This window comes from Orrella dioscoreae (assembly GCF_900089455.2).
GTDB classification, from domain to species: domain Bacteria; phylum Pseudomonadota; class Gammaproteobacteria; order Burkholderiales; family Burkholderiaceae_B; genus Orrella; species Orrella dioscoreae.
On the sequence record NZ_LT907988.1, the window covers coordinates 3,954,847 to 3,970,908 of the forward strand.

The following is a 16,062-nucleotide window of genomic DNA, read 5'->3' on the forward strand; positions in this document are numbered from 1 at the left end:
ACCCGCCCCTTGCACCGCAAGCAAAACGGAAACGCGAAATCCCACAAAAAAGGAAAATTAAGTGCATCCAGTCATCATGAAGACGCTCGGCGGACTGTCCCGCGCATATTACATCCGCCAGTTCCTCTTTGGCTTGATCTTCCCAGCGCTATTTTTGTTTGCAATGAACCAAGATACCAACCCGCATCCGGTGGCGTTCGGCACCTATGCGCTGCTCGCCGTGAATACCCTGCTCTATCCGTATTCGCGTTTCGTCTATGAGAGCGTCATCGACTACATCCTGGGCCGGAATGTGTTTTTCGTTAATGCGCTCTTAATGCTGTTCGTGAAGTTGATGACGATGATTCTGTGCTGGAGCTTCGCGATTTTCATCGCGCCGATCGGCCTGCTATACCTGTACTTTCACCACAGTCGCAACGCGGCAGGTTGACGCTATGAATGCGACCGGCACACGGACGCAGCATTAGCGTCCGGTCATCCGCAACGTCACGCCCCCTGGAATGCCCTGCCGAAATCGCAGCACCGCGTGGCGATCTCCACCAACTGGTCCATCACCACGCTGTGGTTCTCCGCCTTGTGCACGGCGGCGAAGACCACATCCGGCACGGGCGGCGCCACGTCCAGCACCTCCAGCATGCCCAGGTCGATGAGCGGCTGCAGCGCAAACTGCGGCAGGTGCGCCACGCCCAGGCCAGACACAGTCATGCCGATGATGGCCATGAGGTTGTTGCTGACGATCCAGTTCCCCGTGCCGATGCCGGCTGCCCGGAACCACTCGTCGTAGATCTGGCCGGTGGCCGAGCGGCCGCCCTGCGTCAGAACACGCTGCTCCGCGATGTCGTGGACATTCAAGGGATGCTGCGTTGGCAACAGTCCCGGCTTGCACATCCAGGTATTCCTGACCTTGCCCAAGGTGTGCTTCACCAATCGGCTGTCTTCGAAAAGGTCCGGCAGGATAGCGATATCTAGATTGCCGGCCAGCAGTTTGTTGCGCAGCCCAAAGCTGTCGTCGACATCAGGCTCGAAGGAGGTGGCTGGAAACCTGGCATGCACCGCATTGACGAAGCGAGGCAGCCAGGTCAGCGCCGTGAGCTCCGTCACGCCGATGCGCAACTGGCGCTGGGGCGCCGCCGCTTGAACGAAACCCTCGATCGCCTGCGCACGACGACCGAGCAGGTCCTTGGCGATGGCGAACATCTCCTCCCCTTTTTCGGTCAAGCGCGCCGACCTCATCGTCCGGTCAAACAAGGGCGTGCCGAAGGCGTCCTCCAGCTCGCGCACGCGCTTCGACACCGCCGGCTGCGTCGTGTGCAGCTTCTGCGCGGCCTGCGAGAAACCACCCAGCTGTGCTACCCAGTAGATGGCTTCCAACTGCTTGAACGTCATCATTCACATACCTAAAAGTTATTCATACGAATAAAAATAAATCGCTTTTTCTCATGTGCGTTTTACACGAGGATTGACGCATCGCAAAGCACTGCCACGGCATTCGTGGCAGGCAGCAATCCTTCTCATCGCAGGGAGAATCACGCCATGTCCGAGTACAAGCCCGTTACCGATGCGAGCGCCTGGAACGCAGAACAGCTCAACAACGATCAAAGCTGGATCTACCGGTTCGGGCCGCAAGCCATTGCGGAACTGAACGCTGCGCTGCAGAAGGTGCGCCACATTCCGATCACGGACATCCGCAAGGAGGACTTCCCCCTGGAAAGGGTCGCGGCTGACCTGAAGAAAGTGTCGGAACAGGTGGAGGAAGGCATCGGGATGGCCGTGCTGCGCGGCCTGCCAGTGTTCGATTACTCCAAGGACGATGCGTCGCGAATCTACTGGGGTATCGGACTGCACCTGGGACGCCCTGTCACACAGAACTCACGCGCCCATCTGCTTGGGCACGTGAAGGATGAAGGGGTGAAATACGGCCACAAGACCCGTGGCTACAACACCAGCGCCAAGTTGAACTTCCACAGCGACAACAGCGATGTCGTCGGCCTGCTGTGCCTGCGCGTCTCCAAGACAGGAGGCTTCAGCCGGCTGACCAGCACGACGTCCATCCACAACGAAATACTGAGGCGCCGTCCCGATCTGCTCAAGCCCTTGTATGACGGCTTCCATTACGACCTGAAGGGCGAACACCTGCCCGGCCGTTCGCCACTCACCGAGCACCCCATTCCTGTATTCAGCTGGTTCGACGGCAAGCTCAGTTGCCGCTACCTGCGCAACGCCTTCGAACCCGCCTTCGAGAAGCGCGGCACGCCAGCCACCCCAGAACAGGTGGAGGCGATGAACCTGTTCGATGAGCTGGCTGGCAGCCAGGACCTGTGCTTCGAGATGGCCATGGAGCCCGGCGACATGCAGCTCCTGAACAATCACGTCATCGTGCACTCGCGCACGGCCTTCGAGGACTACGAAGACGAAGACAAGAAGCGTCACCTGTTGCGCCTGTGGCTGCGCACCGACTATCGACCGCTTGCGCCGAACTTCGCGGAGCGCTTCGGCCCCGGCACCGCCCGCATGGGCGTGCCCACCCCAGAAGCCTTCGGCCTGCCGCCACGCCCGCCGCTGGAACACGGCCTGCCCGAGCCCGCGATGGGCCACTGATATCCGCGCGCCGTGTCACCGGCGTTCATCCGCCCACAGAAGAAACCATGCATCAAGACTCCATCGTCATCACGGAAGAGAAGATCCACCCCGATGCCGTCGCCCTGCTCAAGGACTATCGTCTTTGCTACACCGGCGCGCGGTTTTCCCAGGAAGAACTGGTCGCGCTCGTCGAGCGTGAACAGCCCGTCGCCATCCTGTCCCGCTATGGGCAGATCAATGAACAAGTGCAATCAGCCTCGCGCAAGCTGAAAGTCATCGGCCGGCACGGCGTCGGCATGGATGCCATCGATCAAGCTGCCGCCAGGCGACTGGGCGTGCAAGCCATTGCCGCCACCGGCTCGAACAGCCAGTCCGTGGCAGAGCTCGCGCTCGGACTCATCCTGGCCTGCGCCCGGCGCATCTGCTGGCTGGACGCCCGCATGCACGAAGGACACTGGGACAAGCAAGGCTACGTCGGCTTCGAACTGTCCGGCGCGACGCTGGGCGTGGTGGGCTGCGGCGCGATAGGCAGACGCGTGGCCCGCTTCGGCCAGGCCATCGGGATGCGTGTGCTCGTCAACGACCCTTACCTCGACGGCCATCAGCTCCCCGAAGGCGTCACGCAGGTCGAACTGGAAGCCTTGCTGACCGCCAGCGACGTCGTCTCCCTGCACTGCCCGCTGGATGACTCCACCCGGAACCTGCTGGATGCGCGTCGGCTGGGCTTGCTACGCAAGGGTGCCATCGTGGTGAACACCGCGCGCGCCGGCATGATCGACGAGGCCGCCATCCGCGAGAAACTGCATGCCGGTGAACTCCATCTGGGACTCGACTGTTTCGTGCATGAGCCGATCAACGCCGAGTCACCCTGGGTGGACACCCCCAACGCCGTCCTGACGCCCCACATCGGCGGAACGACCAATGGCGGCTTGCGGGGCATGGCCGTAGGCGCCGCCCAGAACATCCTTTCCGTCCTGCGCGGCTGAGCCCGGCAAGCTTTCAGAAAAACAAAGAAGCAGTACCCCGCGCAACGCGGCATATATCAATAACAACGGAGACAACCATGCGCAGGATCTTGATGCTTTGCCTGATGTTCTGTTCCTATGCGGTCCCCCCGGCCCAGGCAGAGGAATTTCCCACCCGCCCCTTGCGGCTGATCGTTCCCTACACCGCCGGCGGCGCCCTGGACAACATCGCCCGGATATTCGCAGAGGCCCTGGGCAAGAATCTTGGCCAGTCGGTCGTCGTTGAAAACCGCCCCGGCGGCAACAACCTGATTGCCACCCGCGCGCTGCAAAGCAGCAGCCCTGACGGCTATACCTTGATGCTGACCACGAACGGCACGATGTCCATCGCACCGGTGCTCTACGCGAACACGCCCTATGACCCGCTGAAGGACTTCTCCCACGTCGGCCTGGTCTCCAGCTATCCGTACGTGCTGGTCAGCAAGGCAGGCGCCTTTCCCGACTTCGCTACCGTATTGCAGCGGGCCGCCGCAAAACCGGAGAGCGTATCGATGGCGTACACGGGCCATGTGAAATCACTGTCGGTCGACTGGCTGAGCGTCCTGACCCAGTCCAAGATCCTGAAGGTGCCGTACAAGGGAGACAACGACGTGATCAGCGACCTGGCGGGCGGCCGGGTCGACATCGCGATGATCGGCCCCTCGGTGGCCATGCCCCTGGTCACCGAAAAAAAACTGGACGCCCTTGCCGTCACGTCGAAGGCACGCTTGCCCGCGCTGCCCGACGTTCCTGCGGTGAACGAATCCGTTGCAGGATTCCAGGTGGATGTGTGGACGGGGCTGGTGAGCCACCAGAAGGCCCCCGAAGCGAGTCTGGAAGTGCTGCGCAGCGCGTTGACGAAGACGCTTCAGGATCCTGCATTCCAGGAACGTCTGAGCCAGACGGGAGATACGGTGCTGATGGGTAACGGGCCGGCATTCCAGCAACGGATTGCCGATGATCTGGCGCTTTGGGGGAAGGTGATGAAGGACGGGGGGATTCAGCCGATCACGCAGTGACGGTTGGGGTGAACTCAGGACGGGCAGCCCTTATGCTGCCCGATTCTGCAGGTAGAGGCCGCGAAAGAACACGGCCATGTTCGGCCACCAGACTGTAGACCTGTCTGTTTCCCACGCGGCTAGCGGGTCGTCTTCATATTTACTGAAGAACGCCTTGCAGACGCGCGGCGAAGCCGCTTCGCGATAGTCCAACAGGATCGCCTCGCTGCCGGCGCAGGCAATCGCGATCAGCCTTGGGTCAAGGTTGCTGCAATCCAGGTTGCCCTGATCTAGGTCCTCCCATTCCGCGGGCAGGCGTTCACGCAACGGTGCGACGTCCTCCAGCGCCAGATACTGATGGGTTGCCTGGGGAATGGGCACGACGTCGCTGCTATGGGGGTTGCTCATGTCTCCCCAATAGAGGGTTCCCACCCAGCCGCCGTTGAAGTGCTTGTATACGTTGCGCCATGGCATTGGCAGGCGAACGCCCAGTCGGTCTTCTTGCGCGGCAATCTGCGCTTCCGTTAAGCGTCCACTGTCCTTGACGCCAACCCGTCTTTGCCACACACGTTGTTTTATCAATTCGGGATCTGTTTCGGGTTCGATCTCCGTGTGTTGGTCCAGGTACCAGGTGAAAATGTTGTTCACTTCCACACGTGTGGTTGGTTGCTTCAAGCGTTTTGCTTCGCGGCGTAGGTCTGCTTGGACTCGGCGCTCGTTCGGAATCTCTTCAGCCTGGCGCTCTTCCAGCATGCGACGGAAAAGCTGCTCGGTTTCGAGGGGTTCTGAAGGGGAGGGGGAAGATATTAATGTCGTCATTTTCCGTAGACCCCTTGGGGGGCTGAATCAGATCAGGTCGCTACGGCGTCTGTTCCAGCACAACAAGAAGGCTGGAACACTCCGGGAGCTCCCCCTTAATTGGGCTGTGGCATAGGTATTGGATACAAAAGTTGAACAAGGCATTAGCACACCCTGTGGCAATTGGCCTTACCCTGAGTTTGACACGCGGAGACGAACTTCCGGAGCGAAATCCAGCTGGAGACCGTACCACTGCTCGCTAAAAGTGGAGGGATTACCCTGCCGCCTACGACCACCGAGCCAATTCCAAACTCGATGAACTTCGACAGCTGGCGCAAGTTCCAACTTAGATAAAAGTCTCCCCCTCCCCCCTTGAACCCAGCCAAACCATCCCTATAATTAGCACTCATCAGTCGAGAGTGCTAACAACCCTCCGGCTGGGGCAATTTCCTAATTTTCCACCCAACCTATTGATTTAACAGGAGTTCTTCATGGCCCTGCGTCCCCTGCATGATCGCGTGATCATCAAGCGTCTGGACAACGAGCGCAAAACTGCCTCGGGCATCGTCATCCCTGAAAGCGCGGCTGAGAAGCCCGATCAAGGTGAAGTCCTGGCCGTCGGCCCGGGCAAGAAGACGGAAGACGGCAAAGTCCTGCCGGTCGACCTGAAGGTCGGCGACAAGGTGCTGTTCGGCAAGTACGCCGGCCAGTCCGTCAAGGTCGATGGCGAGGAACTGCTCGTCATCCGCGAGGAAGAAATTCTCGCCGTGATCCAGTAATTCTTCTCGACAACCGAATCCATAAAGGAAGCTGCAAATGGCTGCCAAGCAAGTTCTGTTCGGCGATGACGCTCGCGTGCGTATCGTCCGTGGCGTGAATGTCCTCGCCAACGCTGTCAAGACGACCCTGGGCCCCAAGGGCCGCAACGTGGTGCTGGAGCGCTCGTTCGGCGCCCCCACGGTGACCAAGGACGGCGTGTCCGTCGCCAAGGAAATCGAACTGAAGGACAAGTTCGAGAACATCGGCGCCCAGCTGGTGAAGGACGTTGCCTCGAAGACCAGCGACAACGCCGGTGACGGCACCACGACCGCCACGGTCCTGGCCCAAGCCATCGTCCAGGAAGGCCTGAAGTACGTGGCCGCCGGCTTCAACCCCATCGACCTGAAGCGCGGCATCGACAAGGCTGTCGCCGCCGCCGTCGCCGAGCTGCAAAAGCAAAGCAAGCCCGTCACGACCTCGAAGGAAATCGCGCAAGTCGGCTCGATCTCGGCCAACAGCGACTCCTCCATCGGCCAGATCATCGCTGACGCGATGGACAAGGTGGGCAAGGAAGGCGTCATTACCGTCGAAGACGGCAAGTCGCTGGAAAACGAGCTGGACGTCGTCGAAGGCATGCAATTCGACCGCGGCTACCTGTCGCCCTACTTCATCAACAACCCGGACAAGCAAGTTGCCGCCCTGGATGACCCGTTCATCCTGATCTTCGACAAGAAGATCAGCAACATCCGCGACCTGCTGCCCGTGCTGGAACAAGTCGCCAAGTCGAGCCGCCCCCTGCTGATCATCGCCGAGGACGTCGAGGGCGAAGCCCTGGCCACCCTGGTCGTGAACAACATCCGTGGCATCCTGAAGACCACCGCCGTCAAGGCGCCTGGCTTCGGCGACCGCCGCAAGGCCATCCTGGAAGACATCGCCATCCTGACCGGCGGCACCGTGATCTCGGAAGAGACCGGCCTGTCGCTCGAGAAGGCCACGCTAGCCGAACTGGGCCAAGCCAAGCGCATCGAAGTGGGTAAGGAAAACACCACGATCATCGACGGCGCCGGCGATGCCAAGTCGATCGAAGCCCGCGTGAAGCAAGTGCGCATCCAGATCGAGGAAGCCACCTCGGACTACGATCGCGAAAAGCTGCAAGAGCGCGTGGCCAAGCTGGCTGGCGGCGTGGCCGTCATCCGCGTCGGTGCCGCCACCGAAGTGGAAATGAAGGAAAAGAAGGCCCGCGTTGAAGACGCCCTGCACGCTACCCGCGCCGCAGTGGAAGAAGGCGTCGTGGCCGGCGGCGGCGTGGCACTGCTGCGCGCCAAGCAAGCCATCGCTGACCTGAAGGGCGACACCCCCGACCAGAACGCCGGCATCAAGCTGATCCTGCGCGCTGTGGAAGAGCCCCTGCGCACCATCGTCATCAACGCCGGCGAAGAAGCCAGCGTGGTGGTCGACACCGTGCTGAAGGGCAAGGGCAACTACGGCTACAACGCCGCGACCGGCGAGTACACCGACCTGGTCGAGCAAGGCGTGCTGGACCCCACCAAGGTGACCCGCACCGCCCTGCAGAACGCCGCTTCGGTGGCCAGCCTGCTGCTGACGGCTGAAGCCGCCGTGGTGGAACTGGCTGAAGACAAGCCCGCTGCCCCGGCCATGCCCGGCGGCATGGGTGGCATGGGCGGCATGGACTTCTAAGAAGTCCTTGCCTGCCACGACCGGCATGCCGGTCGTGGCGCAAGCCAGTCAAAACAGCCCGGGTGCGAACCCGGGCTGTTTTTTTTTGCTATCAGTGGATATGCGATTCCCGCGCCAGGGTCTTGCCCAGCAGGCGCAAGGTGCTGGAGCAGGCCACCGCGGCCGGCGACAAGGGCGCCCCGCGCAGATACGCCAAGCCGATGTCCATGGACGGCACCGGATCCGAGACCGCGGTCCGGCTGATGCGTCCGCCGTCGTGCGACCAGGGCCGGAAGACCAGGTCCGACAGGATGGTGACGCCCACGTCCTGGGCCACCAGGCTGCGGATCGCTTCGATGGATTTGGTGCGAAACACCACCTTGGGCGTCAGGCCCGTCGCGGCCCAATAGCGGCTGACCGTCTCGACATGCTCGTCCATGTCCAGCAGCACGAACGGCTTCTCGGCGACATCGGCCAGCGAGACCGCCCCGCCTCCCGCAAAGGGATGGTGCACCGAGGTCCAAAGCCGCCGCTCCGAGCGCAGCAGGGTTTCGCGGGTGATCTCGGGCGTGTCGGACAGGTTGGACACCAGCACGATGGCGAAATCGAATTCTCCCTTCGCCAGGCCGTGCTCGATCTGCACGCGATCGAGCTCGACGGGCTCGATCTCGACCTTCGGGAGCTGCCGGCGCGCCACATCGATGATGCGCGGCAGCATGTATTCGGACACGGTGTCGGTGATGCCTAGCCTGACCTTGCCGGTGACCGCCGAGACCGATTCATGCACTTCTTCAAGCGCGACGTCGAGCGTGCGCAGGATGTGCTCGGCATGCCGCAGGAAGCCGTCGCCCTGCACCGTCAGCCGCAAGCCGTTGGCGTGGCGCGTGAACAGCGGCGCATTCAGGGCGGTTTCCAGGCTGCGCAGGGAGGTGGTCAAGGTGGGCTGGCTGACGAAACAGCGCTGGGCCGCGCGCGAGACCTGGCCGGTGGCGGCGGCCGCGACGAAGTGCTGGAGCTGCTTGAGGGTGATCGACATAGAAAATCCCTATATCCATCTATAAAAAATAGAGATTATCAATTTTTGGCGGGTGGCCCTAGCATCTTCCCCCGCGGCGCCCGCAAGGCCTGCGCAGAAATCCGACTCATAAAACTTGAAGATTCTGGGGAAAACATGTCATCGACGACCAAGTCCGGCGGCCTACCCGCGCGCCAATCCGAGCAGCAACCTCCTGGCAGCGATGGCGACATCGGCCTGCTGACCCGCCTGGGCCTGCGCTTTACCGCCTGGGCGGAAAAGTGGTTCCCGGACGCTTTCGTGTTTGCCGCGCTGGCCGTGGCGGTGGTGTCGATTGCGGCCATGATCAACGGCTCCAGCCCGGTCGCCGTGTCCAAGGCTTTCGGTGACGGCTTCTGGAGCCTGATCGTCTTCACGATGCAGATGGCGCTGGTGGCCATCGGCGGCTATGCGGTCGCGACCTCGCCGCCCGCCGCCCGCCTGATCGCGCGCCTGGCTGCCATTCCCCGCACGGGCCGCTCGGCCGTGGGCTACGTGGCGGCGATCAGCATGATCCTGTCGCTGTTCAACTGGGGCGTGTCGCTGATCTTCAGCGCGCTGTATGCCCGCGCGCTGGCCCGCCGTGAAGACCTGCGCATGGATTACCGCGCGGCTGGCGCGGCGGCCTACCTGGGCCTGGGCGCCACCTGGGCGCTGGGCATCAGCTCGTCGGCCGCGCAGCTGCAGGCCAACCCCGGCAGCCTGCCCAAGAGCATCCTGGACATCACGGGCGTCATCCCGTTCAGCGAGACCATTTTCCTGTGGCAGTCGCTGGTGATGGCGCTGGTGCTGATCGTCGTGTCGATTGCCATCTCGCTGTGGTCGGCGCCCAAGGGCCAGCATGCCAAGACCGCGCAGGACCTGGGCGTGTCGCTGGACGATGCGCCGCCCGCCGCCGCGGAGCCCGGCGCCAAGCCGCGCCCCGGCGAGTTCTTCGAGCGCAGCCCGCTGCTGACGCTGCTGCTGTGCGCGCTGGGCTTCGGCTGGCTGGTGCAGGAGTTCATGACCAAGAACCCGATGGTGGCGATCTCGGGCCTGAACACCTACAACCTGATGTTCCTGATGATCGGGCTGCTGCTGCACTGGCGGCCCCGCAACTTCCTGGCCTCGGTGGCCAAGGCCGTGCCCTCGACGGTCGGCGTGATCATCCAGTTCCCGCTGTATGGCGCCATCGCGTCCATCATGACGTCCACGCCGGTGGGCGGCGTGTCGCTGTCGGACCGCATCGCGCATCTGTTCGTGAGCATCTCCAACACCGAGACCTTCGCGGTGGTGATGGGTGCCTATTCCGCCATCCTGGGCTTCTTCATTCCCTCCGGCGGCGGCAAGTGGATCATCGAGGCGCCCTATGTGATGCAGGCGGCGAATGACCTGCAGGTGCACCTGGGCTGGGCGGTGCAGGTGTACAACGCCGCGGAAGCGCTGCCCAACCTGATCAACCCGTTCTGGATGCTGCCGCTCTTGGGCGTACTGTGCCTGAAGGCGCGCGACATCGTGGGCTTCACCTTCCTGCAGTTGATCGTGCACACGCCGCTGGTCCTGTTCATGCTGTGGTTCCTGGGCCGGACCCTGACCTACGTGCCGCCGGTCATGCCCTGAGGCGCGACGCCCCTGCCCCGATGACTCAGACCACGGTCAAGCAAGGCTTCTGCACCCTGTGCCGCTCGCGTTGCGGCACCTTGAACGAGGTCCGCGACGACATGCTCGTCGCGGTCCGGCCCGACCCCTCGCATCCCACCGGCCAGGCGATGTGCATGAAAGGCAAGGCGGCGCCGGAGCTGGTGCACAGCCCGCACCGCCTGCACTCCCCCATGCGCCGCACCCGGCCCAAGACCGACGAGGACCCGGGCTGGGTGCGCATCAGCTGGGAAGAGGCGCTGGCCGAAGTGGCCAGGCAGCTGGGTCATTACCGCGACACCTGCGGCGCCGAGTCGGTGGTGTTTGCCGTGACCACGCCCAGCGGCACGCCGCTGGGCGACAGCATCGACTGGATCGAGCGCTTCGTGCGCAGCTTCGGCAGCCCGAACATCTGCTATGCCACCGAGATCTGCAACTGGCACAAGGACTTCGCGCATGCGTTTACCTTCGGCTGCGGCATGCCGCCTGCCGACTATGCGCAAGCCGACCTGATCCTGCTGTGGGGCCACAACCCCACCAACACCTGGCTGGCGCAGGCCAATGCCGTGGGCCAGGGCCGCGCCCAGGGCGCCAGGCTGGTGGTGGTGGACCCGCGGCCGACGGCGCTGGCGCAGCAGGCGGACGCATGGATGCCGGTGCGTCCGGGCACGGATGCCGCGCTGGCGCTGGCCCTGTCGCACCTGTTGATCGAGTCGGGACGCTATGACGAGACCTTCGTGCGCGACTGGACCAACGCGCCCCTGCTGGTGCGCGAGGACAATGGACTGTTCCTGAAGGAACGCGACCTCTGGCCCGACGCCGCGCAGGACCGCTACATGGCGTGGCACCAGGCCGCCCGGCGCGCGGTGCCCTATGACACCGAACTGGCGGCCGCCGAGCAAGGCAGTGCCGATTTCAGCCTGCGCGGGCGCGTCGTGGTGCCTGGCACGGCGCTGGCGTGCCGGCCTGCGTTCGACCACCTGGCGGCCATGTGCGCCAGCTATCCGCCCGACGTCGCCGAGCGCGTGACGGGCGTGCCGGCCGCGACGCTGCATGCGGTGGCCGACCTGCTGGCGGGCAGCAAGCGCATCGCCTATCACGCCTGGACGGGCATCGGCCAGCACACCAACGCGACGCAATCCGAGCGCGCGGTGGCGACGCTGTACGCCCTGTGCGGCAGCTTCGACAAGGTGGGCGGCAACCGGGTGCGCCAGGGCGCGCTGACCAATCCGGTAAATGCCCTGGCACTGCTGCCGGCCAGCCAGCGCGCCAAGGCGCTGGGCTTGCAGGAACGCCCCATCGGCCCGCCCGCCCACGGCTGGGTGACGGCGCGCGATACCTACAGGGCGATCCTGCGGGGCGAGCCTTACAAGGTGCGCGCGATGATGGCCTTCGGGACCAATCTGCCGGTGTCGCAGGGCGACACCGCGATGGCCCGGGAGGCGCTGTCGCAGCTGGACTTCCACGTGCACTGCGACCTGTTCGAGACGCCCGCCTCCCGTTACGCGGACATCTTCCTGCCGATCAACACGCCCTGGGAGCGCGAAGGCCTGCGCATCGGCTTCGAGATCAACGACCGCGCCGCGGGCTGGGTGCAGTTGCGCCAGCGCATGGTCACGCCGCGCGGCGAGTCGCGCTCGGACAACGAGATCCTGTTCGACCTGGCAACCCGGCTGGGCATGGGCGAGCAGTTCTTCGGCGGCAGCCTGGACGCCGGCTGGAACCACCTGCTGGCGCCCTCGGGCCTGACGGTCGAGGCCTTGCGCGCCAACCCGGGCGGCCTGGCCTGTCCGGTGGAGGCGGCCGAACAGAAATACGCGCAACGCACGCCGACGGGCGTTCGGGGCTTCGGCACGCCCACCCGCCGGGTGGAGCTGTATTCGGAAACGCTGCTCAAGCACGGGCAGCCCGCCATTGCCAGCCATATCGAGCCTGCCGATTCCCCACGCGATGCCAAGGCGACGCGCAACGGCCGCTACCCCTATGTGCTGACTTCGGCCAAGAATGGCTTCTATTGCCACAGCCAGCATCGAAGCCTGGTCTCCTTGCGCAAGCGTTCGCCGGAGCCGCAAGTGGAACTGAGCCCCGGACTGGCGCGCGGCAAGGGCATCGTCGACGGCGACTGGGTGCGGCTGCGCACGCGCATCGGCGAGGCGCGCTTCGTGGCGCGTGTCACCCCGCAACTGGCCGATGACGTGGTGGTGGCGGAGTTCGGCTGGTGGCAGGCCTGTACGGAACTCGATCGCGGCGAACAGCCTGTCGATGGCGGCACGGGCAGCAACTTCAATGCGCTGATCTCGGCCGACCATTGCGACCCGGTCAGCGGCTCCGTGCCGCATCGCTCCTTCCTGTGCGACATCGACCTGGATCCCGCGACGGCACTGCGCCAGCGCGCCTGGTCCGGCTTCCGGCCGTTCCGGGTCAGCGAGCTGCGGCAGGAAGCCGACGGCGTGCTGGGCATCCATGTCGAAGCCGTCGATGGCGGGCAACTGCCCGACTTCCGGCCCGGCCAGCACGTGACGCTGCAATTCGCGCTGCCCGACGGCACGCCGGTGGTGCGCGCCTATTCGCTGACCGGCGCGGCGCACGTGCCCGGGCGGCGCGGCTACAGCATCGCCGTGCGCCACCAGCGCGGCAAGGCTGCCGACGGCACGCCCTTCGAGGGCGTGGCTTCCGGCCACCTGCATCGCGCGCTCAAGGTCGGCCAGGTGATCGACCTGCGCGCGCCCGCCGGCGGTTTCGTGATTCCCCGCGTGTCGCCGCAACCGCTGGTGCTCTTTGCCGGCGGCATCGGCATCACGCCATTCATCAGCCTGCTGGAATCCTTGCCCGACGACAACGACGGGCCGGAGATCGTGCTGTTCTATGCCAATCTCAACGGCGCCACGCATGCGTTCCGCGACCGCCTCGCCGAACACTGCGCGCGCCTGCCCCGCCTGCGCGTGGAGAATCACTACAACGCGCCACGCGGCCAGGACCGCCTGGGCGTGGACTACCAATCCGGCGAGCGTATCGACGCCAGCGTGGTCAGCGATGCGTTGATCGCGCAGCGGGCGCGTTTCTACATGTGCGGCCCGCCCGCCATGATGGACAACGTGCGCGCGGGGCTGGTGGCGCGCGGCGTGCCGAACTTCGACATCTTCCACGAAGTGTTCCGCTCGCCCGCGGCCCTGCCCGCCGACACGGACCAGCGCTTCCAGGTGTCCTTCGCGCGGGCCGGCCGCGGACCGCTGACCTGGACCGCGAAGCAGGGGACGCTGCTAACCTTTGCCGAGTCGCAGGGCCTGCAGATGCCCAGCGGCTGCCGCGTGGGCCAGTGCGAAAGCTGTGCCGTGCCCATCGTTTCCGGCAAGGTGCGCCACCTGCACGGCAGGGAGCCCGAGGACCCGTCGGTCTGCCTGACCTGCCAGGCCGTTCCCATCGAAGACGTCGTGCTCGACGCCTGATTTTCCACCCCGAACAAGAGTTGCCCATCCATGAGAATCATCGACGCTGAAGCCACCCGCCGCGCCCTGGCCTTCGACCGGCTGATCCCGGCCCTGCAGGCCATGTTCGTGCAAGGTTGCGAAGTGCCGCTGCGCCACACCCACTCGCTGGCCGCGCCCGGCGGCGACGCACGCACCGTGCTGTTGATGCCGGCCTGGCAGGTCGACGGCTATTTCGGCCTGAAGACCGTCGGCATCTTCCCCGGCAACGCCAGCCGCGGCCTGCCCGGCCTGCATTCGACCTATCTGCTGTTCGACGCCAGCACCGGCGTGCCGCTGGCGCAGCTCGACGGCAACGAGATCACCTCGCGCCGCACCGCGGCCGCCTCGGCGCTGGCCGCGTCCTACCTGGCGCCCGAGCAGGCAAGCAGCCTGCTGGTGGTTGGCGCCGGACGCGTGGGCAGCCTGGTGCCCGAAGCCTTCCGCGCCGTGCGCCCCATCGAGCGGGTGACGGTCTGGGACCGCAACGACGCCGCGGCCGCGGCGCTGGTTGAACGGCTGCGCGCGCAAGGCATCGCTGCCTCGGCGGCCGGCGACCTTGCCACCGCGGTGCGGGACGCCGACATCGTGAGCTGCGCCACGCTGGCCACCGAGCCCGTCGTGCAGGGTGAATGGCTGCGCCCCGACAGCCACCTCGACCTGATCGGCAGCTTCAAGCCGGACATGCGCGAGGCCGACGACGCCTGCTTCGCGGGCGCGCGGCTCTTCGTCGACACGCAGGAAGCGCTGCAGAAAAGCGGCGAGCTGCTGGGCCCGATGTCGCGCGGCGTGTTCACCGAGCAGGACGTGCAGGCCACGCTGGCCGACCTGTGCAGCGGCAGGCATGCCGGCCGCCAGGGCCGGTCGGGCCGCACGGTCTTCAAGGCCGTGGGCACGGCGCTGGAAGACCTGGCCGCCGCCACGGTGGTGTATGCGCAGCAGGAAATCTGAGTTCAGAGCCTGTCACAGACCCTGACATGCGGCCGGCGGGCGGCGCATTACACTGGCTGCTCGTCCACTTCATGCGCCCCGCGCGAGCACGCCGCCCATGGACATCTTTCCTGCCACCGCCCCCCTGCGCCTGCGCGACATCCCGCGCCTGTTCATCCGCTCGGTCCAGCAATGGTCATTGCACCGCGCGTCCAGCAAAGGCGCGGCGCTCGCGCTCTATACGATCTTCTCGCTGGCCCCCATGCTGATCCTGGTGATCGCGGTGGCCGGCGTGTTCTTCGGCGAAGAGGCGGTGCAGGCCGAGCTGGTGGGCCAGCTGCGCGACCTGATGGGCCAGCGCGGCGCGGAGGTCATCCAGATCGTGCTGGCCAGCGCGCACGAATCGGGCGCCAGCGGACTGGCGGCCTTGATTTCGATCGGCGTGCTGCTGTTCAGCGCGACCACCGCCTTCAATGAACTGAAGACCAGCCTGGACGATCTGTGGGAAGTGCCCGCCGACGCCAGCGCCGGCATCAAGGGCATGGTGCGGGCCCGGCTGCAGGCTTTCGGACTGATCCTGGTGCTGGCGTTCTTCCTGCTGGTGTCACTGAGCGTAAACGCCGGGCTGGCCGCCGCGCGCCGGTATTACGGCGAAATATGGAACCACTCCACCTTCGCGTGGGTCGCCGAACTGTTCTCGAACCTGTTTTCCTTCGCGGTGGTGACGGCCCTGTTCGCCGCCGTCTACAAGCTGCTGCCCAGCATCCGCCTGCCCTGGCGCGAAGTGATCCCGGGCGCGGTGATCACGGCGCTGCTGTTCATCGTGGGCAAGTGGGGCATCGGCCTGTATCTCAGCCGCGATGCCGTGGCCTCGGCCTATGGCGCGGCGGGCTCGGTCATCGCCCTGCTGCTGTGGATCTTCTATTCCTCGCAGGTGTTCTTCTTCGGCGCGGTGCTCACGCACCAGTATTCCAGCCTGCGCCAGGCGCGCGCCCGCGACCTGGGCGCCCCGGCGGCCGAGACGGCGATGGCGGATACGCAGGCGCATGAGCCAGGGGCGGCGCCGGTGCCCGCCCACACAGCCACGCCGGTGGCGGTGGAACCGGTAGTCGGCCCGCTGCCCGCCACGGCGGCCACCACGACGGTGCCTGAAGACGAACCGATCGACACGCCGCCCAAGC

General features: G+C 65.0%; 12 protein-coding genes and 1 pseudogene. 10 read left to right on the forward strand and 3 right to left on the reverse strand.

Annotated elements, in window-relative coordinates; translation table 11 throughout:
• The first annotated feature begins 61 nt into the window (after positions 1-61).
• Complete coding sequence (locus ODI_RS18305; RefSeq protein WP_067749777.1) at positions 62-430, forward strand: hypothetical protein; 369 nt, start codon at positions 62-64, stop codon at positions 428-430.
• 56 nt (positions 431-486) lie between these two features.
• Here the strand turns inward: ODI_RS18305 and ODI_RS18310 are convergent, their stop codons facing one another.
• On the reverse strand, positions 487-1,386 hold the full coding sequence (locus ODI_RS18310) for a LysR family transcriptional regulator (protein WP_067749915.1): 900 nt from the start codon (positions 1,384-1,386) through the stop codon (positions 487-489).
• Positions 1,387-1,533: 147 nt separating this feature from the next.
• Here ODI_RS18310 and ODI_RS18315 point away from each other — a divergent pair, with 147 nt between their 5' ends.
• The 3 genes from ODI_RS18315 (at position 1,534) to ODI_RS18325 (ending at position 4,603) form a co-directional block, all read left to right on the forward strand.
• Entirely contained in the window at positions 1,534-2,598 is a 1,065-nt protein-coding gene (locus ODI_RS18315; protein ID WP_067749779.1) for a TauD/TfdA family dioxygenase, read from the forward strand.
• A 47-nt stretch (positions 2,599-2,645) separates the two neighbouring features.
• Positions 2,646-3,566, forward strand: coding sequence for a hydroxyacid dehydrogenase (locus tag ODI_RS18320; RefSeq protein ID WP_067749781.1), 921 nt, complete (start codon positions 2,646-2,648; stop codon positions 3,564-3,566).
• A 77-nt stretch (positions 3,567-3,643) separates the two neighbouring features.
• On the forward strand, positions 3,644-4,603 hold the full coding sequence (locus ODI_RS18325; protein ID WP_067749782.1) for a Bug family tripartite tricarboxylate transporter substrate binding protein: 960 nt from the start codon (positions 3,644-3,646) through the stop codon (positions 4,601-4,603).
• A 30-nt stretch (positions 4,604-4,633) separates the two neighbouring features.
• Here ODI_RS18325 and ODI_RS18330 read toward each other — a convergent pair whose 3' ends face one another.
• Positions 4,634-5,335, reverse strand: coding sequence for an SMI1/KNR4 family protein (locus tag ODI_RS18330; RefSeq protein ID WP_157929786.1), 702 nt, complete (start codon positions 5,333-5,335; stop codon positions 4,634-4,636).
• Positions 5,336-5,871: 536 nt separating this feature from the next.
• On the opposite strand from ODI_RS18330, the gene ODI_RS18335 reads away from it, so the two are divergent.
• Complete coding sequence (locus tag ODI_RS18335; RefSeq protein ID WP_067749786.1) at positions 5,872-6,159, forward strand: co-chaperone GroES; 288 nt, start codon at positions 5,872-5,874, stop codon at positions 6,157-6,159.
• A gap of 37 nt (positions 6,160-6,196) precedes the next feature.
• Positions 6,197-7,837: a chaperonin GroEL gene (groL, locus tag ODI_RS18340; protein WP_067749788.1), complete on the forward strand. Its 1,641-nt coding sequence runs from the start codon at positions 6,197-6,199 to the stop codon at positions 7,835-7,837.
• A gap of 91 nt (positions 7,838-7,928) precedes the next feature.
• On the opposite strand, the gene ODI_RS18345 is transcribed toward groL, so the two are convergent.
• A complete protein-coding gene (locus tag ODI_RS18345; RefSeq protein ID WP_067749790.1) occupies positions 7,929-8,852 on the reverse strand; it encodes a LysR family transcriptional regulator in 924 nt (307 codons plus the stop codon).
• 135 nt (positions 8,853-8,987) lie between these two features.
• Here ODI_RS18345 and ODI_RS18350 point away from each other — a divergent pair, with 135 nt between their 5' ends.
• The 4 genes and pseudogenes from ODI_RS18350 to ODI_RS18365 form a co-directional block, all read left to right on the forward strand.
• Positions 8,988-10,469, forward strand: coding sequence for a short-chain fatty acid transporter (locus tag ODI_RS18350; RefSeq protein WP_082985140.1), 1,482 nt, complete (start codon positions 8,988-8,990; stop codon positions 10,467-10,469).
• A gap of 20 nt (positions 10,470-10,489) precedes the next feature.
• A complete protein-coding gene (locus tag ODI_RS18355) occupies positions 10,490-13,933 on the forward strand; it encodes a molybdopterin-dependent oxidoreductase (protein WP_067749792.1) in 3,444 nt (1,147 codons plus the stop codon).
• A gap of 30 nt (positions 13,934-13,963) precedes the next feature.
• Positions 13,964-14,902 carry a bifunctional Delta(1)-pyrroline-2-carboxylate/Delta(1)-piperideine-2-carboxylate reductase gene (gene lhpI / locus ODI_RS18360; RefSeq protein ID WP_067749794.1) on the forward strand — a complete coding sequence of 313 codons (939 nt, stop codon included), beginning with the start codon at positions 13,964-13,966 and terminating at the stop codon, positions 14,900-14,902.
• A gap of 97 nt (positions 14,903-14,999) precedes the next feature.
• Positions 15,000-15,869: pseudogene (locus ODI_RS18365) on the forward strand (YihY/virulence factor BrkB family protein); the annotation flags it as partial.
• Between the last annotated feature and the right edge of the window lie 193 nt (positions 15,870-16,062).